Here is a 19,979-nt window from a genome sequence, read left to right as displayed (position 1 = left end):
GCCTTATGCGCGCACTTCTTCTCGCCCTCACCTGCTTTGCCAGCCCCCTCGCTGCGCAATGCCCAACCGCTTCTGACATGGACACCGGCATCCGTCTGGTCGACATGGAAGGCACCGTGGAAACCTACGAGGCTTTCGGCGAAAACCACATTCGCGGCGCGTGGGAAGAAGGCTCTGAGGTGCTGTCGAAGTTTGTCCTGCTCAAAGGCATCTATCTTGTGGAGTATTTTGATGTGAGCGACGGCAACGCCATCACCAGCTCCCGCAGAACCCACAGCTACCCCCTGCCGCCCGAAAAAGCGCCGCTCCCGGTCGCAGGCGGGCGCTGGGACACCAAAGTGGTGACCATGGACAGCGAAGGCGTCGTCAGCGGCACCGAAAGCTACCTCTTCGGCGACCCGACACAGGTCACCCTTGGCGGCTGCAGCTACGACATGATCGCGGTCACCGCCATCTACCATGATGACGACGGCTATCAGGAAACCCTGCACTACCTGCCCGAACTCGGCTTCTCCTACCTCTCTGAGTCCAAATCCAAAGACGCAGAGCCAGACCGCTATGTCTATGTCCGGATCGAAGCCGCAAACTAATCCCCACCCTGCGCTGACGCTGCATTGCAGCAAACGCAGGCCAGCTATGACGAAAGACCCCGTGCACATGCCCCCCCATTTCCCCCATATAAAGCGCCAGGGGAGGACCGAACGTTTTACTCAAACCGAGGTTCATCATGGCACTGACCGACACAACATCCGCCGCACCGCTCACTCTGAGCAAAGTGCTGGCCGCACCGTTCCGCGCAATCGGCAATGGCTTCGTTTCGCTGATCGAAAACAACAGCCGCATTCAGCAGGTCGACCGACTGAACGCACTGACCGACGCCCAGCTGGCCGCACGTGGCCTGAAGCGCGAGGACATCGTGCAGCACGTCTTCCGCGATTACATGCATCTCTGATCCTGCGGGCAACCGGGGGGGCGTCATGACCGCTCTGCCAACCGCCCGCGCCTATCACGGCCACGCCCATGCCCCCTCTGCGGGGCAGGTGGCCCTGACCTACGAAGACCGCTTCTTGCGCCGCAAAACCCTGCGGCTGGAAGACGGCACCCGCATCCTCGTCGATCTGCCCAAGACCACATCGCTCGATCACGGCGGTGTTCTGGTGCTGACCGACGGGCGCGAAATCACCGTGACCACCGCGCCGGAGCCGCTGCTGCAGGTCACCGCCCCAGATCTCACCCGCATCGCCTGGCACGTCGGCAACCGCCACACCCCGTGCCAGATCGAAAGCATGCGCCTGCTGATCCAACCCGATCACGTGATCAAAGAGATGCTGACCCTGCTCGGCGCCACCGTGACAGAGGTCTGTGAACCCTTCACACCGGAAGGCGGCGCTTACGGCCACGGCCGCACCCATGGCCACGATCACAGCCACCCGCACGCCCATGATCACAGCCATGATCACAGTCACGGTCATGACCACACGCATGAGCACTGATCCGATCCTGACATTGGCCCAATGGCTCTCCCCCGCCTATCCAGTGGGGGCCTTCACCTACAGCCACGGGCTGGAGGCGCTGGTGGATTGCGGCACGGTGCATGATGCCGCCAGCTTTTCGCACTGGCTGCAGGACACGCTTGTGCATGGCGCAGGCCACAACGACGTGATCCTGCTCGCCGCCGCGTACAAGGCTGACGATCTGAGTGCCCTGACGGAGGCCGACAACCTCGCCCGCGCGCTCGCCCCCTCTGCCGAGCGCCTGCTGGAAACCGATCAGCAGGGGTCCGCCTTTGTGCGCACGGCCAGTGCCATTCACGACCTTGATCTGACACAGCTCACCTATCCGGTGGCCGTGGGCCGCGCCGCGCGCCTGCAAGACCTGCCGCTGCCAGAGACCGCCCGCTTCTTCTTGCACGCCTTTGCCGCCAATCTCACCTCCGCCGCCACCCGGCTGGTGCCTTTGGGACAAACCGAGGCGCAAAGCGTGCTCACCGCCCTCACCCCGCTGTGTCAGTCCATCGCAGATCAGGCGATCACCGAGCCGCTCTCCGCCATCGCCGCCACCACATTTGCCTCAGACATCGCCTCGATGCGGCATGAAACCCAATACTCCCGGCTGTTCCGGTCCTAACCTCACAGGAAAACCACATGACCTCCTCCGCTTCTCCTCATGGCCCGCTCCGCATCGGCATCGGCGGCCCCGTCGGCGCCGGCAAAACCACGCTCACTGCCAACCTCTGCCGTGCCCTGCGCGACAAGCTCTCCATCGCCGTGGTCACCAATGACATCTACACCCGCGAAGACGCCGAGGAACTGATGCGCCAGCAGGTGCTGCCTCTGGATCGCATCAAAGGTGTGGAAACCGGCGGCTGCCCGCACACCGCTATCCGCGAAGACGCCTCCATCAACCTCGCCGCCATTGACGAGCTGACCAAAGAGATCCCCGATCTCGACATCGTGCTGATCGAATCCGGCGGCGACAACCTCTCCGCCACCTTCAGCCCCGAACTGGCCGATCTCACCATCTATGTGATCGACACAGCCGCCGGCGAAGAGATCCCCCGCAAAGGCGGCCCCGCCATCACCCGCTCCGACATTCTGGTGATCAACAAAACCGATCTTGCGCCCTATGTTGGCGCCTCGCTGGAAGTGATGGAGCGCGACGCTGGCAAAATGCGCGGCACCCGCCCTTTCCTCTTCACCTCCCTGCGGCACGGCAAGGGGCTTGAGGCCCTGCTGCCCCTGATCGGCGAAATCGGCGGCGTCCCCGCCCTCATGGCCGACTAAGCGGAAAACTTTCCCGCCAAACACGCCCCTCAGGGCTTCTCATTCCCGAAATATCCCCGCCGGAGGCATCCTCCGCTTCAACCGGCGCGCGCCCCGCGCTATGAGCGCAGCAGGCAGCAACCGGCGGGACCCCCATGATCGAGCTTCAAAACGTCAGCCTCTCTTTTGGCGACCGCGAGGTCCTCAACGACCTTTCGCTCACCCTGTCTGAGCGCCGCATCGCCATCATCGGGGCCAACGGCTCCGGCAAATCCACCCTCGCGCGCCTCCTCAATGGACTTGCCCTGCCCTCCTCAGGCGATGTGCTGATCGACGGGCTCAACACCCGCAAAAAGGGACGTGAAGTGCGCCGCAAGGTCGGCTTTGTCTTCCAGAACCCCGACAATCAGATCGTCATGCCGGTGGTGGAGGAAGACCTCGCTTTCGGCATGAAGAACTGCGGCTTCTCCACTGCTGAAATTGCCGCCAAAACCGATAAAATCCTCGCCCGCTATGATCTGAGCGAGCTGCGCGAACACCCCGCACATCTGCTCTCAGGCGGGCAGAAACAGCTGATCGCCATCTCCGGCGTGCTGGTGATGAACCCCGACATCGTGGTGATGGACGAACCCACCACGCTGCTGGATCTGCGCAACAAGCGCCGCATCGCCCGCGCCGTGGCTGCACTGTCCCAAACCGTCATCATGGTCACACATGATCTTGATCTGATCGCCGATTATGACCGCGTGATCGCCATTGATGAGGGCCGCGTCTTCGCCGACGGGCCGCCTGCCGAGGTCATCCCCGCCTATCAGGAGCTCATGGCCTGATGCTGGATCTCTACTCCCCCGGCCACTCTCCGCTGCACCGCATGCGCCCCGCGGTCAAAATGGCGGCGCTGATGGCGGGCGCCACCCTGCTCTTCATCAACCAGAGCTTGGCTGTGACCGCCGCCGCCACGCTGGCGATCCTCGCGCTTTATCCGCTGGCGCAGCTCACGCTGAAACAGGCCTTTACCCAGATCCGGCCCCTGCTGTGTATCTTTGTGCTTTTCTTTGCGGTGCAGTGGTTTTTCTCAGGCCTCACACTGGCGGCCTATGTGGTGCTGCGGCTCGTCGCCCTGATCTTGCTGGCAAGCCTCGTGACCCTGACCACGCGCTCCTCAGATATGATCGACACCATGACGCGCGCGCTCAGCATCCTGCGCCCCTTTGGGGTCAACCCCACCAAGGTCAGCCTCGCGATCTCTCTGGCGCTGCGGTTCATTCCGGTTCTGGCGCAGATCATGCGCGATGTGCGCGAGGCCCAGAAAGCCCGTGGGCTCGAGCGCTCGGTGATTGCGGTGGCCATGCCCATGGCGATCCGCGCCATCAAGATGGCGGATGATATTTCTGATGCCATCGATTCCAGAGGATATCGTTCCTAAGTCCGCCTCGTTAGCGCCTCATGCCCTTGAGCCCTCAGCGGCTTTTGCGCACCCCTCCCGCCAAACAGATTTCTGACAAGGGACGGATCAGATGGACACCGCAATGAAACAAGGCTTCGCGACCAAAGACATCGTCTATATCGCACTTTTTGCCGCCCTCACCGCCGCACTTGGCCTGATGCCCCCGATCCATTTCGCAGGCGCCGCGCTGCCTCCGATCACCGCTCAGTCGCTGGGCGTAATGCTCGCCGGTGCCGTGCTCGGGTCCAAACGCGGCGGCCTTGCGCTCCTGCTCTTCATTGCACTGGTGGCCGTGGGCCTGCCGCTTCTCTCCGGTGGCCGCGGCGGCTTTGGCGTGCTGATCGGTACCTCCGGTGGCTTCCTGCTGGCATGGCCACTTTGTGCCGCCCTGATCGGCTATCTTGTGGAGCGCGACACCGACAACAGCGCCTTTAAAACAGGTCTGAACGTGGCGCTTGGCGGCATCGTTCTGATGTATGCCGCAGGCATTCCCTGGATGGCGTTCATCGGCAAACTGGGCATGACCAAATCCCTCGCGATCATGGTGGCCTATGTCCCCGGCGATCTGGTAAAGGTGGTTCTGGCGACAGTGATCGCCCGCGGTCTGCGCCGCGCCTTTCCAGCCCTTTGAGGACGCGCTTGCCTTTACGCCACGCAATAGATCATCACGCCCGCCAGCGCCCCGACGCGCTGGCAGTTGCGCTTTCCAAGACCCGCCTGACCTACGGCGCGCTGCACCGCAAGCTGCAACGCCTGCATGCCGCCCTCAGCGCTCTGCCCGCCCAGCCCCGCGCCGACCTGTCGCTGCCCGAAGACGCGCGCAATTTTGCCCTCTCTGCGGGCAACCACCCCAACGCGCCTGTCCTGCTCGCCACAGCGCTCGCCACGCCCCACGCCGTCACCCTGCTTGATCCGCAGTGGCCCGACGCCCTGCATCAGCGCGTGCTGGCCAAACTCCCCCCCGATGCGCTGTTCTGCCTCTCCGGCCAGACCGCCCTGATCGCCGCCGCCGAGCGCCTCGGCATTCCCGCCATCCGCATTGACACCGCCGATTTTGACGCCTTCCTCGCCGCGCCTGCCGAGATCCCCTTCACCGATCCCCGCGCGATCTTCATGGTTGGCTTCACCTCCGGCACCACATCCGAGCCCAAAGCCTTTGCCCGCGCTCGCCACAGCTGGCGCGCCTCACTCGACGCCAGCCGCCTCGCCTTTGCGCTGACCGAGCAAAGCAACACATTTGCCCCCGGCCCGCTCGCCCACGGCATCACGCTTTATGCACTCGCCGAAACACTGGAACTCGGAGCCGCCTTCCACGCCCTGCCGAAATTCGACCTCGCCGCCGCCCATGCGGCCATGGCCGAGACCCGCCGCATCGTCGCCGTGCCCAGCCTCTTGGGCGCGCTTTGCCGCGGCACGCCGCTCGCGCAGATCATGGAAATCACCACCGCCGGGGCCAAGCTCGACCCGGCACTCTTGGAAAAAGCCCGCGCCTTCTTCCCACGCGCCCGCGTGCATGAATACTACGGCGCTTCCGAGCTGGGCTTTGTCAGCCTCAACACCCACGGCCGCGACAGCTCCTCTGCTCCCGCCCATTCGGTTGGCCGCCCCTTCCCCCATGTGGAACTCTCCCTGCGCCAGAACGGTCAGGAGGTCGCCCAGGGTGAGGCTGGGACCATCTTTGTGCGCGGCGATCTGGCGATCGACAGCTACCTCTGGGGCGGGCGCAACTCCGGTTTCCGCCGCGAAGGCCCATGGGCCACCGTTGGCGACGTGGGCAAGCTCAACAACGACGGCAGTCTCAGCCTTCTGGGCCGCGAAGGCGGCATGGTCATCACCGCAGGCCACAACGTCTACCCGCAGGAAATCGAAACCGCGCTCTCCGAAATCCCCGGCCTCACCGCCGCCGTGGTGCTCGGCGTGGCCCATCAGTCCCGCGGTCAGGAACTGGTCGCCATTGTCGAAGGCGACACGCCGCTTGAGGAGCTGCGCGCCCAACTCGCCATCCGCCTGCCCCGCTACAAACTCCCGCGCCATTTCTACCGCACGCAAGACTGGCCCCTGACCAGCTCCGGAAAACCCGACCGCGGTCGCCTGCTTTCATGGCTCAGCAAAAAGGACGCGCGCCTTGTCCCTGCTGCCACCTGAGCGCCAACCGGTCATTATCGCCGCCCGCCGCAGCGCCATCGGCCGCGCAGGCGGCATGTTTGCCTCTCTGGATGTCGAAGACCTCGCCGCCCCCGTGCTGCAAGCAACCCTCGCTGACGCAGGCCTCTCCCCCGATCAGCTCGACGACGTGATCCTCGGCAACGCCGCAGGCCCCGGCGGCAACGTGGCCCGCCTCGCCGCCCTACACGCAGGTTTCCCCACATCCATCCCCGGCATGACCGTAGATCGCCAATGCGGTTCGGGTCTTGAGGCCGTGATGCTGGCCTGCCACCTCATCATGGCAGGCGCAGGTACAACCTATCTCGCAGGCGGCGTGGAAAGCCAAAGCCGCGCGCCCCTGCGCACCCTGCCCGCCAGTGGCAGCCTGCCCGCACAAAGCTACAAACGCGCGCGCTTTTCCCCCGACACCTTAGGCGACCCAGAGATGGGCGCCGCCGCCGACACAGTGGTAAATGAGTTCAAGATCTCACGCACCCGACAAGACGCCTTCGCCCTGCGCTCCCAAGAGCGCGCCAAACATGCCCGCGATGCCGGGCGTTTCACCGGTGAAATCACCCCCATCGCAGGCCACGCCACCGACGAATGCATCCGCGACAGCATGACGGCTGCGCGCCTCGCCCGCCTGCGCCCCGCCTTCACCCAAGACGGCAGTGTCACCGTCGGTAACGCCTGCCCGCTCAACGACGGAGCCGCCGCCCTCCTGATCACCAGTGCCGCCAAAGCCCGCGTTCTGGGCCACACCAAAGCGCTCGCCTACCTCGGCGGCGCAGCGGCGGGCGTGGATCCCAATATCCTCGGCATCGGCCCCGTCGCCTCCACCCAAAAACTGCTCAAGCAACACCCAAACCTGCGCCTCTCCGATCTCACCCATCTGGAGTTCAACGAAGCCTTCGCCGCGCAGGTGCTGGCCAGCCTCGATGCGCTGGAGATCGACGAAACCCTGCCCAACCAAGACGGCGGCGCCATCGCCCTTGGCCACCCTTTCGGAGCCTCCGGCGCAATCCTCGTGGTGCGCCTGTTCAGCCAACTCATTCGCCAACAAGCCCCAGACAACGCGCTGGCCCTGGCCATGATCGGCATTGGCGGCGGCCAAGGCCTCACCGCCGCCCTCCAGCCCACACGCCTTTAGATTTTAAGTGCCGAGAGCCAAATCGCGCAAAGCGGGTAACCCGCTGATGCACAACCTTTTTCTTGTCATTTTCCCGAACACCACCATAATCTCCGGCACTTAGTTTGTTTAATGATTGGTACCTTTGCTATGAAACATTTTCTAATTCTCTCCACCATTGCTGCCTTCGGTCTCACCGCATGTGACACCGCGCCAACCCCACCATCAGATGCGCCCGCATGGCTCTCCGTAGTCGACAAGACTCTTGTGAGTGGCAACACCTCAGTCGTGCTTGGCTCTGACGGTTCCGTCTCTGGCGATGGCATCGAAGGTGTCTGGGAAGAGCGAGATGGCAAATATTGCCGAACCCTCACAAAACCTGAGCGGTTTGCGGGAACGGAGTGTCAGGTCGCCACACTGGACGGTGATCAGATCACCTTTGACAATCAACAAGGTCGCACATCGACCTGGACCATCCAATAGGCCCACAGCTCTATCGGCGCATACACTCGAAATGCGCCCTAAAAACCAAAACGGGGCCGCCAAGCGACCCCGTCTCTATCTTCGCATCAGACGTGTTTATTCGTCTTCGTCATCCAGCATGCGCACCGCGCCCAGCGAGGCGTTGGACACATGCGCCGCATAGACCTTCAGCGCCTTGGACACTGCCCGTGGACGCCCTTCCGCTTTCCAGAACTTCTTGTCCGCCTGCGGGTGGTTGTCACGACGTCGCTGCAGCTCCTCGTCGCTCACATCCAGATGGATGGTGCGGTTTGACACGGAGATTTTGATCTTGTCGCCATCTTCCACCAGACCAATCACGCCCTTTTCCGCCGCTTCCGGCGAGGCGTGGCCAATCGACAGACCGGCGGTGCCGCCGGAGAAGCGGCCATCGGTCAGCAGCGCACAGGTGGTGTCGAGCTTCTTGGATTTGAGGTAGGCGGTTGGATAAAGCATTTCCTGCATGCCCGGCCCACCTTTCGGGCCTTCATAGCGGATCACCACCACGGAATACGGCTTCACCTCATTCTGCAGAATCCCATGCATTGCGTCTTCCATGGATTCAAAGACCTTCGCAGTGCCTTCAAACTCATACATCTCTTTGATCACGCCCGCGGTCTTCAGGATACAGCCCTGCTCCGCGATGTTGCCAAACAGCACGCAGAGGCCACCTTCCTGAGAGTAGGCATTGGCAAAGTCGCGCACGCAGCCGTCCTCAATGTCCAGATCAAGCTCGGTGTACATCCGTGACTGGCTGAAGGCCTCTGTGGTGCGCACACCACCGGGGGCCGCGATGAACAGATCGCGCGCCTCATTGCCCGCGGTTTCGCGGCGCACATCCCATTTGTCGATGAACTCACCCACAGTGCGCTCATGCACGGTGGCGCAATCCCGGTGGATTTTGCCTTCGCGCTCCAGCTCCCCCATGATCCGCGCAATACCGCCTGCGCGGTGCACGTCCTCCATGTGGTACTTCGGCGTTGAGGGCGCCACTTTGCTCAGATGCGGGATCTCGCGGCTCAAACGGTCCATATCCGCCATGGTGAAATCCACGCCGCCTTCATGGGCAATCGCCAAGAGGTGCAGAACAGTGTTGGTGGACCCGCCCATGGCAATATCGAGCGCCATGGCGTTCTCAAAGGCTTTGAAATTCGCAATGCCACGGGGCAGCGCGGTCTCGTCACCTTCTTTGTACCAGCGGTCACACAGCTCAATGATCTTGTGACCGGCTTCTTCAAACAGCCCGCGGCGTTTGGAGTGGGTCGCCAGCAGCGAGCCATTGCCCGGCAGCGCCAGACCCAGCGCTTCGGCCAGACAGTTCATGGAGTTTGCGGTGAACATACCGGAGCAGGAGCCACAGGTCGGGCAGGCGGAGCGCTCGAGCTTATCCACCTCTTCCTGGCTGCGGTCTTCGTCGGTCGCACCCACGATGGCAGTCACAAGGTCGGCTTTGTGCTCACCATCTTTCAGGATCACCTTACCGGCTTCCATCGGACCACCGGAAACAAAGATCGCCGGAATGTTCAGGCGCATCGCCGCCATCAGCATACCGGGCGTGATCTTGTCACAGTTGGAAATACAGACCAGCGCATCGGCGCAATGGGCATTGGCCATATACTCCACAGAGTCCGCGATCACTTCGCGGCTTGGCAGGGAATAGAGCATCCCGTCATGGCCCATGGCGATGCCGTCATCCACCGCAATGGTGTTCATCTCTTTGGCCACACCACCGGCTTTCTCGATTTCACGCGCCACCAGCTGGCCCATGTCCTTGAGGTGCACGTGTCCGGGCACAAATTCGGTAAAGGAGTTGACCACAGCCACAATCGGCTTGCCGAAGTCCTCAGTTTTCATACCCGTCGCCCGCCATAGCGCGCGCGCAGCCGCCATTCGGCGACCGAATGTGGAGGTCTTGGAACGAAGATCGGGCATTTTGTGCTCTCCTGAGGATGGCGTTGGCACCCAGGTGGGCGCCCCTTTCATTTCTGGTCTGAACGGGTGCCATTCAAGGGGCCGAAATGCAAGTATGTTCAGAAATTTTATTGCCAGAAACACCCCGCCAAAATTGCGAAAACAACGCAACTCGCGCAAAACCTGTAACCTCCTGCACGCCCCCCCCCCCCGCCTAGGCGCAAGACACAAAGGCCCGTCGGAGCCCGCGCCACCACAATTCTACCCAACCGTCAGATGCGCCAGCAGCTCAGCGGCGTTCTTCACCTCAAACCGCTTCAACAGCCGCGCGCGCACGTCTTCCACCGTTCTTGGTGACAACCCCAGCTCACGCGCGATCTCCTTGCTGGTCAGCCCGCGCCCAAGGCCGCTCACCACCTGCCGCTGCCGCGCGCTCAGCGACAGGGGCGGGCCGTCATGGATCACCGCGATGCTCATCACCAGCTGCGCCAGCGGATCGTCCGGCGTGCGCGTCTGTGCGCGAAACCGGCACCAGATCTGCCCACCGTCGCGCCGCCGCAACATGCGCTCATCACTATAGGCCGTGTCCGCCCGCAGCGGCGCCATCCCGATGTCACGCACCTGCTCAAACTCCTCCGTGGTGCCATAAAGCAGGCGAAAGGACTGCCCGATCAGCTCCGCCTTCTGATACCCCAGCATCTGCGCAAAGCTCGCATTGCAGCCCCGGATCACCCGATGCTGCGTCACCACGATCCCCACCGGGGCCGCATCATATGCCAGCAGATCCCAATCCATCACATGCTCCCCGCAAACCGTAATCCTACGGTATTGATACCGTATCCCCACACAAGCCATTCTGCCACCACAGCTTTTCCTCTTGCCAGATATATCCCCGCCGGAGGCTCCCCAGCTGTCCACACCCGTCAGCAGCCGAGGTTTTGCCATGCCCTTTGACACAGACCGTTTGATGACGCGCATCGACGCCATGCGCGAAGACCTCATTGCTCTGACCCAGGATCTGATCCGCATCCCAACGCTCAACCCACCCGGCGAGTGCTACCGCGACATCTGCGACTACCTCGATACCCGCCTCACCCGCCACGGATTTGACACCCAGCTGATCCGCGCCCATGGCGCACCGGGCGATTGCGACAAATACCCCCGCTGGAATGTTCTGGCCCGCAAAGAAGGCCATCACCCCGGCGAATGCGTGCATTTCAACAGCCACACCGATGTGGTCGAGGTCGGCCACGGCTGGACCTTTGATCCTTTCGGAGGGCAGGTGTCAGACGGCAAAATCTACGGGCGCGGCGCCTGTGACATGAAAGGTGGGCTGGCCGCCTCCATCATCGCCGCCGAAGCCTTCATCGCCGAATTTCCGGATTTCTGTGGCGCCATCGAAATCTCCGGCACGGCCGATGAGGAGAGCGGCGGCTACGGCGGTGTGGCCTTTCTGGCAGAGCGCGGCTTCTTTGCCCCGGAACGGGTGCAGCATGTGATCATCCCCGAACCGCTCAACAAAGACCGCATCTGTCTGGGTCACCGCGGCGGCTGGTGGGCGGAAATCGAAACCTTCGGCGAAATCGCCCATGGCTCCATGCCCTTCCTTGGCGATTGCGCGGTGCGCCACATGGGCGCGGTGCTCGACAAGTTTGAGAGCGATCTTTTCCCCGCCATGGCGGCCCGACGCACCGATATGCCGGTGGTGCCCGAAGGCGCGCGTTCCTCCACCATGAACATCAACTCGATCCACGGCGGCCAGCCTGAGCAGCCCGAAGATTTCACCGGCCTGCCCGCCCATTGCGTGCCCGACAGCTGCCGCATCGTGATCGACCGCCGCTATCTGGCCGAAGAAAACCACGCCGGGGTGGCAGGCGAAGTCAAAGGCCTGCTCAACGATCTCTCCGCCCAGCGCGAAAACTTCCGCTATGAAATGCGCGAACTCAACCATGTTGCGCCTTCGATGACCGACCGCGCCGCACCGGTTGTCACCACCGTGGACCGCGCCATTCAGGATGTGCTGGGAAAATCGCCCGATTATGTCGCCAGCCCCGGCACCTATGACCAAAAACATATTGATCGCATCGGCAAGCTCAGAAACTGTATCGCCTATGGGCCGGGTATTTTGGAATTGGCCCACAAACCAGACGAATACATCGGCATCGACGATATGGTCGACAGCGCCAAAGTCATGGCCCATAGCCTGACTCAGCTTTTGTTGCCGTCAGAAGATGCTACATAGATTTATCCGGCCTGCCTCACCTGAGGCTGTGCCCAAAAATAATAAAAACCAATAAGATAAGGGAGAGATAAAATGACACTTCACACGTCAAAGCTGGCCCGCACACGCCTGATCGCCAGCACAACCGCCCTCACCGCAGCCCTGTTTGCGGGCGCGTCCATGGCACAGACCGACCTCACCGTGGCCCTGCAGCTGGAGCCACCGCATCTGGACCCGACCTCCGCCGCCGCAGGCGCGATCGACAGCGTGCTTTATTCCAATGTCTTTGAAGGGCTCACCCGCTTTGCCAGCGATGGCGCGGTCATTCCGGGCCTCGCCAAAAGCTGGGAGATTTCCGAGGACGGCCTCACCTACACCTTCATGCTCAACGAAGGCGTGACCTTCCATGACGGCAGCGCCATGGATGCGGAGGACGTGAAATTCTCGCTCGACCGCGCCCGCGCCGAAGACAGCGCCAATGCGCAAAAGGCCCTCTTTGCCGGGATCACCGATGTTGCAGTGCTCGATCCGCTCACCGTGCAGGTGACGCTGGAGGCCCCCAACGGCAGCTTCCTCTTCAACATGGCTTGGGGCGATGCGGTGATCGTGGCCCCTGAAACCATCGAGGACATCAAGACAACCCCCATCGGCACCGGCGCTTTCAAATTTGAAAACTGGGTGCAGGGCGATCAGATCACGCTGGCGCGCAACGAGGCCTATTGGGGCACGCCTGCTGCGCTGACAGATGTGACCTTCAAATTCATCTCTGACCCCACCGCCGCTTTTGCCGCGATGATGGCCGAGGACATTGATGTCTTTGCCGGCTTCCCCACCCCGGAGGCCCTGCCACAGTTTGAGGCCGATCCACGCTTTCAGGTGCTGGTGGGCAGCTCTGAGGGGGAGACCATCCTCTCCACCAACAACCAACAGCCGCCGCTCGACAATGTAAAAGTGCGCAAAGCCATCGCCCATGCGATTGACCGCTCCGCCATCATCGACGGGGCCATGTTTGGCCTTGGCACCCCGATTGGCACCCATTTTGCGCCGCACAATCCGGATTACGTCGACCTGACCGGCAACTCCCAATACGATCCGGAGCTGTCCAAACAACTTCTTGCCGAGGCGGGCTTTGCCGATGGCTTCAGCACAACGCTGAAACTGCCCCCGCCCTCCTATGCCCGCCGTGGCGGTGAGATCATAGCCGCCCAACTGCGCGCCGTGGGCATTGAGACCGAGATTTCCAATCTCGAATGGGCGCAATGGCTGGAGCAGGTCTTCCGGGGCAAAGACTACGGCCTGACCATCGTCAGCCACACCGAGCCCTTTGACATCGGCATCTATGCCCGGCCGGATTATTACTTCCAGTACGACAACCCGGAGTTCCAGCAGATCATGGAAACCCTGAATGCGGCAACCGATCCGGCGGAACGGACCACACTGCTGAGCGAAGCACAGACCATGATCTCCGAGGATTATGTGAACGGCTACCTCTTCCAGCTCGCCTTCCCCACCATCGCCAAAGCGGGCGTGCAGGGTCTCTGGGAAAACCAGCCCACCCAAGCCACCGATCTCACCGCTGTCACCTGGGCAGAGTAACACCCTCCTGAACGGAGCCGCCCGCGCGCGGCTCCGGCATTTGCCTCATTGACCTAGAAGGGTCTTTGCCATGATCGACCATATCCCCGCCGGGAGCCTGCCGAGCCGCGCAGGCGCTCCGGAGTATTTCACCGGCACGGTGCGTCTTGACCCGATCACCGAAAGCCGCCCGCCGTCCGAGCTCTTTGCCGCACGTGTCACCTTTGAGCCGGGCGCGCGCACCGCATGGCACACACATCCCGTGGGCCAGACCCTGCATGTGCTCTCCGGTGTTGGGCTGATCGCGCTGCGCGGCGAAGCCCCCCGCACCATCCGCCCCGGAGACACCATCTGGATCGAGCCAGGTGTGGAGCATTGGCACGGCGCAGCACCTGAAACCGGCATGTGCCATCTTGCCATGCAACAGGTCAAAGACGGCTCCGGCGCGGACTGGCTCGAACATGTCACCGACGCCGACTACCTGACACCACCAACCTGATGCCCGCCGCCGCAACGATCTGAAACCAACCACTCTAACACCCAAATGCTCCGCTACACTCTCAAACGCGCGCTTTCTTTAGGGCTCAGCCTGATCGTGGCCTCCCTCGTGATCTTCTTTGTGATCGAGGTGGTGCCCGGCGATCCCGCGAGCTTCATGCTGGGTCTCAATGCCCAGCCCGACACCATCGCGGCCCTGCGCGCAGAGCTGGGTCTGGATGTGCCCAAGTTTGAGCGCTACCTCACGTGGGTTGGCGGCATGTTGCAGGGCGACTTTGGCCTCTCCTACACCTACCGCACACCTGTGACAGAGATGATTGGCGACCGCATCTGGGTCTCTCTGCCACTGGCGCTCTATGCACTCACCCTGTCCACCCTGATCGCCTTCCCCGCTGGCATCTACGCCGCCTCCCGCCGCGGCAAGGCTGGCGACATGGCGGTGATGGGGGCCACCCAATTTGGCATTGCCGTGCCAAACTTCTGGTTCGCGATGATGCTGGTCCTGATCTTTGCCATCAACCTGCGCTGGTTCTCTGCCGGGGGTTTTGTCGGTTGGGACAAAGGCTTTGGCGCGGCGATGAAATCCCTCACCCTGCCCGCAATCGCACTGGCGCTGCCGCAATCCGCCATCCTCGCGCGTGTCATGCGTTCCTCGCTTCTGGATGTGCTTGGCGAAGACTTCATGCGCACCGCCCGCGCCAAGGGTCTCTCCCGCCGTCAGGCCCTGCTGCGCCACGGGCTGCGCAACGCCATGATCCCGGTGCTCACCATCATCGGCATGCAGTTCTCTTTCCTGCTCGCGGGTGCCATCATCATCGAACAGGTCTTCTTCCTGCCCGGTCTCGGCCGCCTGATCTTTCAGTCCATCTCCGCGCGTGACCTTATCGTGGTGGAAAGCGTGGTGATGCTGCTGGTGTTCCTAGTGATCCTTGTCACCTTCCTCGTTGATCTCGCCTACGCCGCGATTGATCCCCGCCTGAGGTCCCGCACATGAGCCTGTCGCGCAACATCCTCCTTGGCGGGCTGCTCTGCCTGATCGTGGTCAGCGCCGCGCTCCTCAGCTTTGTCTGGACGCCTTATGACATCACCACGATGGACATCCCCAACAAGCTGCAAACGCCCAGCGCGTTGCATTGGTTTGGCACCGACCACTTCGGACGTGACATCTTTTCAATGATCATGGTGGGCGCACGCACCTCGCTCGCCGTGGCGCTGGTGGCTGTGGGCATCGGCATGGGACTTGGCGTGCCCCTCGGCCTCTGGGCCGCCGCGCGTCAGGGCGGCTGGGCTGATGAGCTGATCATGCGTGGCAACGATCTGATCTTTGCTTTCCCCAGCCTCGTGATCGCCATCCTGATCACCGCCATCCTCGGACCCGGCGCAGTCAACGCGATCCTCGCCATCGGCATCTTCAACGTGCCGGTCTTTGCCCGCCTCACCCGCGCCGGCGCACTGCCGCTCTGGCAACGCGATTTCATCCTCGCCGCCCGCGTCGCAGGCAAATCCCGCGCCTTGATCAGCGTCGAGCACATCCTGCCCAATGTCGCCAACCTCCTGATCGTGCAGGGCACCATCCAGTTCTCCCTCGGCATTCTGGCTGAGGCTGGCCTCAGCTACGTCGGCCTTGGCGCACAACCACCTACGCCGTCCTGGGGCCGCATGCTCGCGGATGCGCAAACCATGGTCTCTTTCGCGCCCCATCTCGCGCTGATCCCCGGCCTCGCCATCATCTCCGCTGTGCTGGGCCTCAATCTCCTAGGCGACGGGCTGCGCGACTGGCTTGACCCCAAAATCCGCGTGGTGCGCACATGACCCTTCTCTCGGTGCAAAACCTCTCCCTCACCATCGGCTCCGTCCCGATCCTGCACGATGTCACCTTCTCCATCGCCCCAGGCGAAAGCCTCGCGGTCACCGGCGAAAGCGGCTCCGGCAAATCCATGACAGCTCTCGCGGTGATGCAGCTCCTGCCCGACACAGCCGAAACCCGCGGCCACATCCTGCTCAACGACACCGATTTGCTGACCCAATCCGAGTTCGACCTCTGCACCATGCGCGGCAATGACATCGGCATGGTGTTTCAGGAGCCGATGACCGCGCTAAACCCGCTGCAAACCATCGGCACACAGGTGGCAGAGACCATCCGCATCCACACCGGGGCCCCCAAAGCCGAGGCCATGGCGCAAGCCGCCGCCATGCTCACCCGTGTGGGCCTGCCCCAGGACCGCTTCCCCCTCAGCCGCTACCCGCATGAGCTGTCCGGCGGCCAGCGCCAGCGCGTGGTCATCGCCATGGCCATCGCCCGCCGCCCGCGCCTTCTGATCGCCGATGAGCCGACGACTGCGCTCGACGTCACCACCCAGGCCCGCATCCTCGATTTGCTCAAAGATCTCGTTGCCGAGTTTGACATGGGCCTTCTGATGATCACCCACGACCTCGCCGTGGTCGCCGATATGGCCGACCGCATCGTGGTCATGCGCAAAGGTGAAATTGTCGAACAAGGCGCCACCCAACAGCTGCTCGCCAATATGCAGCACCCCTATACGCGCGCGCTCTTTGAGGCCTCAGGCCACACCGTCGATCTGCCAACGCCACAGGACACACCTGCCCCGATCCTGACGGTGAAAAACGCCGTCCGGGACTACGCCCTGCCCCGCACCCGACTCTTTGCCCCTCGTGCCTTTCACCGCGCCGTCAACGATGTGTCCTTCACCATTCACCAAGGCGAACGGGTCGGGCTGGTCGGCGAGTCTGGCTGCGGAAAATCGACCCTAACACGGGCCATTCTGGGGCTGGAGCCGGTGCAAAGCGGCCAGATCATCGCCTTTGACCACCCGGTTGGCGCAGCCATGCCCGCCGCGCTGCGTCTCAAAACACAGGTGGTTTTCCAAGACCCCTATAGCAGCTTCAACCCGCGCCACCGCGTTGCCCGCATCCTGACAGAACCCTTCCATCTGGTGCAAAACCCGCCCAAAGGCGCGGCCCTGCAGAGCCTCATCGGCGAGGTCCTCACCGATGTGGGCCTCACGCCTCAGGACGCGCAAAAATACATCCACGAGTTCTCCGGCGGCCAGCGCCAGCGCATCGCCATCGCCCGCGCCCTCATCACCCGCCCCGAGCTCATTATCTTTGACGAGGCGGTCTCCGCGCTGGATGTCTCCATCCGCGCGCAAATTCTCGACCTGATCGCCGATCTCTCCCGCCGTCACAGCCTCGCCTATCTCTTCATCTCCCACGACCTTTCTGTGGTACGCACCGTCACAGACCGCGTGCTGGTCATGCAAAACGGTGAAATCGTCGAGGAAGGCGAGACCGAAGCGGTCTTTGCCACTCCGCAGCACAGCTACACCCAAAGCCTGATCGCCGCCGCCCCTGTCTTGCCCAAAATCTCCATAGAGGAGGCCCCCGCATGAGGCTTCTGATCAATGGCGTGCGCCTGTTTGTGGATTTTGACGGGCCGGAATGGATCGCAGACGGCCCCACGCTGCGGCAGAAACCCACGCTGATCCTGCTGCACGGCGGCCCCGGCGCGGATCACTCGATCTTTAAGCCCCATTACGCCGCCGCACTCTCCGACCTCTGCCACATCCTCTACCTCGACCACCGCGGCAATGGCCGCTCTGACGATGGCGACCCCGCGCTCTGGACGCTTGATCAATGGGCCGATGATCTCGCCACGCTCTGTGATGCGCTGGAGATCACCGATCCGATCCTCTACGGCGGCAGCTTTGGCGGCTTTGTCGCGCAGGCCTTTGCCACAAAATACACCGACCGCCTCGCGGGCCTCATCCTGTCCAACACCACCGCGAAAGTCGATTTCCCCACGATTTACAACGCCTTTGGCCACTTGGTCGGCCCGGAGGCACAGGCAGCGGCGCAAAACTACTGGGGCAATCCCACATCCGCCTCCCGCGCCACCTACGGCCGGATCTGCGTCCCCCACTATACCCAAACCGCGATAGAACCCGACTTCTGGTCCCGCGTGCTGATGAAAGATCCGGTCGCCCTGCATTTCAACGGCCCAACCAATGAAATGGGCCGCTTTGATTTCCGCACAGCGCTCGCCAAGGTCACCTGCCCCAGCCTGATCATCAGCGGCGACAAAGACCCGATCATGCCCAGCGCCTTTTCCCAAGCCATCACCGCCGCGCTCACCCACAGCGACGCGGCCCACCACTGCCTGCCAAACTGCGGCCACCTGCCGGAGTTTGACGCCCCTGACACCTATTTCAACCTCTTGCGAAATTTCCTCCAACGCATTCCCTCAAAGGATACTAAATGACTTCCGATCTCTGGTTTGACCCGTCCAAATGCCTCATCGGCGGCACATGGCAACCAGCCCTCTCCGGCGACACATTGGCGCTGACCAACCCCTCAGACGGCAGCCCGCTGGCCACCATCGCGCGCGGTGCCAAGGCAGACATCGACGCCGCCGTGGCCGCCGCGCAGGCCGCGCGCAACAGCGACTGGGGCCGCGCCACCGCTGTGGAGCGCGGGCGCATCCTCACCTGCATCGGCCAGCTTGTAATGGAGCACGCCGAAACCCTCGCCCGGCTTGAGGCACAGGACGTGGGCAAACCGCTGACACAGGCGCGCAACGATGTCACCGCATTGGCGCGCTATATGGAGTTCTACGGCGGCGCAGCTGACAAGGTGCATGGCGAGACCATCCCCTATCTGGATGGCTACACCGTCTACACCCTGCGCGAGCCTTTTGGCGTGACCGGCCACATCGTGCCGTGGAATTACCCGATGCAGATCATTGGCCGCTCGGTCGGGGCCGCGCTCGCCATGGGCAACGCCTGTGTTCTCAAACCCGCCGAAGAAGCCTGTCTCACCGCGCTGGCCTTTGCCGATCTGGCGCAACAGGCCGGCCTGCCGGACGGCGCGCTCAATGTGGTGCCGGGTTTGGGGGCAGAGGCCGGGGCTGCACTCGCCGCTCATCCAGACGTAAACCACATCTCCTTCACCGGCTCGGTGAACACCGGCCGCCTTGTGCAGGCCGCCGCCGCGGAAAACGTCGTACCGGTCACGCTGGAACTGGGCGGCAAATCCCCACAACTGGTATTTGCGGATGCCGATCTGGACGCCGCCCTGCCCTTCCTAGTGAACGCAGGCATCCAGAACGCGGGCCAGACCTGCTCGGCCTCCTCTCGCATTCTGGTGGAGCGCAGCGTCTATGAAGAGGTCAAAACCCGCATGAGCACCGCCTATAAAGCCATGCGCGCCGCACCTGCCATGGAGGATGCCACCCTCGGTCCGCTGATCTCCGCACGACAAAAAGACATCGTGTCAGACTTCCTCACCAAAGGCGCAGACCTGACCGTCGCCGCCCAGGGCGAAATCGCCACCGACGCCCCCGGACACTACGTGCCCCCCACGCTCTTTGCCGATGCCCCCCCCGATCACAGCCTCGCGCAGGAGGAAATCTTCGGTCCCGTTCAGGTGCTCATCCCCTTTGACACAGAAGATGAGGCGCTCGCCATTGCCAACAGCACAAAGTATGGCCTTGTCGCCTCGGTCTGGTCCCAAAACGGCGCGCGTCAGATGCGGCTGGCCAAACAGCTCAACGCCGGTCAGGTCTTCCTCAACAACTACGGCGCAGGCGGCGGGGTCGAGCTGCCCTTCGGCGGCACCGGCCACTCCGGCCACGGCCGCGAAAAAGGCTTTGAAGCCCTCTTCCACTTCTCCCAACTCAAAACCGTGGCCGCTCTGCACGGCTAGGCTTCTCATTCTTCAAATATCCCCGCCGGAGGCATCTCTCTTTGCCCGGCCCAGATAAAAAGGACCAAC

The 19,979-nt window shown here is 62.7% G+C and carries 21 protein-coding genes; 19 read left to right on the top strand and 2 right to left on the bottom strand.

Going from position 1 to position 19,979, the window contains the following annotated elements; all coding sequences use genetic code 11:
• Window positions 1-5 precede the first annotated feature (5 nt).
• The 11 genes from J7399_RS10095 (at window position 6) to J7399_RS10045 (ending at window position 7,966) form a co-directional block, all read left to right on the top strand.
• The gene (locus J7399_RS10095; protein WP_209085759.1) at window positions 6-590 is read left to right on the top strand and encodes a hypothetical protein; all 585 of its coding nucleotides are present in this window, start codon (window positions 6-8) and stop codon (window positions 588-590) included.
• A gap of 137 nt (window positions 591-727) precedes the next feature.
• Window positions 728-952, top strand: coding sequence for a DUF1127 domain-containing protein (locus tag J7399_RS10090; protein WP_209085758.1), 225 nt, complete (start codon window positions 728-730; stop codon window positions 950-952).
• 25 nt (window positions 953-977) lie between these two features.
• Window positions 978-1,493: an urease accessory protein UreE gene (ureE, locus tag J7399_RS10085; protein WP_209085755.1), complete on the top strand. Its 516-nt coding sequence runs from the start codon at window positions 978-980 to the stop codon at window positions 1,491-1,493.
• Window positions 1,483-2,127 carry an urease accessory protein UreF gene (locus tag J7399_RS10080; RefSeq protein ID WP_209086109.1) on the top strand — a complete coding sequence of 215 codons (645 nt, stop codon included), beginning with the start codon at window positions 1,483-1,485 and terminating at the stop codon, window positions 2,125-2,127. The genes ureE and J7399_RS10080 overlap by 11 nt, the downstream gene beginning before the upstream one ends.
• A gap of 17 nt (window positions 2,128-2,144) precedes the next feature.
• Window positions 2,145-2,783 (top strand): urease accessory protein UreG, encoded by a 639-nt coding sequence (ureG, locus tag J7399_RS10075; RefSeq protein WP_209077146.1) that lies wholly within the window; start codon window positions 2,145-2,147, stop codon window positions 2,781-2,783.
• A 134-nt stretch (window positions 2,784-2,917) separates the two neighbouring features.
• Window positions 2,918-3,592, top strand: coding sequence for an ATP-binding cassette domain-containing protein (locus J7399_RS10070; RefSeq protein ID WP_209085752.1), 675 nt, complete (start codon window positions 2,918-2,920; stop codon window positions 3,590-3,592).
• A complete protein-coding gene (locus J7399_RS10065) occupies window positions 3,592-4,188 on the top strand; it encodes an energy-coupling factor transporter transmembrane protein EcfT (protein WP_209085749.1) in 597 nt (198 codons plus the stop codon). The genes J7399_RS10070 and J7399_RS10065 overlap by 1 nt, the downstream gene beginning before the upstream one ends.
• 103 nt (window positions 4,189-4,291) lie before the next feature.
• Window positions 4,292-4,840, top strand: coding sequence for a biotin transporter BioY (locus J7399_RS10060; protein ID WP_209059507.1), 549 nt, complete (start codon window positions 4,292-4,294; stop codon window positions 4,838-4,840).
• Window positions 4,841-4,848: 8 nt separating this feature from the next.
• On the top strand, window positions 4,849-6,354 hold the full coding sequence (locus J7399_RS10055) for an AMP-binding protein (protein ID WP_209085746.1): 1,506 nt from the start codon (window positions 4,849-4,851) through the stop codon (window positions 6,352-6,354).
• Window positions 6,335-7,504 (top strand): thiolase family protein, encoded by a 1,170-nt coding sequence (locus tag J7399_RS10050; RefSeq protein WP_209085743.1) that lies wholly within the window; start codon window positions 6,335-6,337, stop codon window positions 7,502-7,504. The genes J7399_RS10055 and J7399_RS10050 overlap by 20 nt, the downstream gene beginning before the upstream one ends.
• Before the next feature lie 129 nt (window positions 7,505-7,633).
• Complete coding sequence (locus J7399_RS10045; RefSeq protein ID WP_209059499.1) at window positions 7,634-7,966, top strand: hypothetical protein; 333 nt, start codon at window positions 7,634-7,636, stop codon at window positions 7,964-7,966.
• A gap of 96 nt (window positions 7,967-8,062) precedes the next feature.
• On the opposite strand, the gene ilvD is transcribed toward J7399_RS10045, so the two are convergent.
• Both ilvD and J7399_RS10035 read right to left on the bottom strand, forming a co-directional pair.
• Window positions 8,063-9,916 (bottom strand): dihydroxy-acid dehydratase, encoded by a 1,854-nt coding sequence (gene ilvD / locus J7399_RS10040; RefSeq protein ID WP_209085740.1) that lies wholly within the window; start codon window positions 9,914-9,916, stop codon window positions 8,063-8,065.
• Between the two features lie 240 nt (window positions 9,917-10,156).
• Complete coding sequence (locus J7399_RS10035; RefSeq protein ID WP_209085737.1) at window positions 10,157-10,690, bottom strand: PAS and helix-turn-helix domain-containing protein; 534 nt, start codon at window positions 10,688-10,690, stop codon at window positions 10,157-10,159.
• 148 nt (window positions 10,691-10,838) lie between these two features.
• On the opposite strand from J7399_RS10035, the gene J7399_RS10030 reads away from it, so the two are divergent.
• The 8 genes from J7399_RS10030 (at window position 10,839) to J7399_RS09995 (ending at window position 19,910) form a co-directional block, all read left to right on the top strand.
• Window positions 10,839-12,137 (top strand): acetylornithine deacetylase/succinyl-diaminopimelate desuccinylase family protein, encoded by a 1,299-nt coding sequence (locus J7399_RS10030; protein WP_209085735.1) that lies wholly within the window; start codon window positions 10,839-10,841, stop codon window positions 12,135-12,137.
• Between the two features lie 72 nt (window positions 12,138-12,209).
• A complete protein-coding gene (locus tag J7399_RS10025; protein ID WP_209085732.1) occupies window positions 12,210-13,712 on the top strand; it encodes an ABC transporter substrate-binding protein in 1,503 nt (500 codons plus the stop codon).
• Between the two features lie 70 nt (window positions 13,713-13,782).
• On the top strand, window positions 13,783-14,190 hold the full coding sequence (locus J7399_RS10020; protein WP_209059475.1) for a cupin domain-containing protein: 408 nt from the start codon (window positions 13,783-13,785) through the stop codon (window positions 14,188-14,190).
• A 45-nt stretch (window positions 14,191-14,235) separates the two neighbouring features.
• A complete protein-coding gene (locus J7399_RS10015; RefSeq protein ID WP_209085730.1) occupies window positions 14,236-15,183 on the top strand; it encodes an ABC transporter permease in 948 nt (315 codons plus the stop codon).
• Between the two features lie 2 nt (window positions 15,184-15,185).
• Window positions 15,186-16,001 carry an ABC transporter permease gene (locus J7399_RS10010; protein ID WP_209086107.1) on the top strand — a complete coding sequence of 272 codons (816 nt, stop codon included), beginning with the start codon at window positions 15,186-15,188 and terminating at the stop codon, window positions 15,999-16,001.
• On the top strand, window positions 15,998-17,599 hold the full coding sequence (locus J7399_RS10005; RefSeq protein ID WP_209085728.1) for a dipeptide ABC transporter ATP-binding protein: 1,602 nt from the start codon (window positions 15,998-16,000) through the stop codon (window positions 17,597-17,599). The genes J7399_RS10010 and J7399_RS10005 overlap by 4 nt, the downstream gene beginning before the upstream one ends.
• Entirely contained in the window at window positions 17,596-18,468 is an 873-nt protein-coding gene (locus tag J7399_RS10000) for an alpha/beta fold hydrolase (RefSeq protein WP_209085726.1), read from the top strand. The genes J7399_RS10005 and J7399_RS10000 overlap by 4 nt, the downstream gene beginning before the upstream one ends.
• Window positions 18,465-19,910, top strand: coding sequence for an aldehyde dehydrogenase family protein (locus J7399_RS09995; protein ID WP_209085724.1), 1,446 nt, complete (start codon window positions 18,465-18,467; stop codon window positions 19,908-19,910). Before J7399_RS10000 ends, J7399_RS09995 begins: the two co-directional genes overlap by 4 nt.
• Window positions 19,911-19,979: the final 69 nt, after the last annotated feature.

This window comes from Shimia sp. R9_1, assembly GCF_017743775.1.
GTDB lineage: Bacteria > Pseudomonadota > Alphaproteobacteria > Rhodobacterales > Rhodobacteraceae > Shimia.
This window is presented reverse-complemented; position numbering and strand designations above follow the sequence as displayed.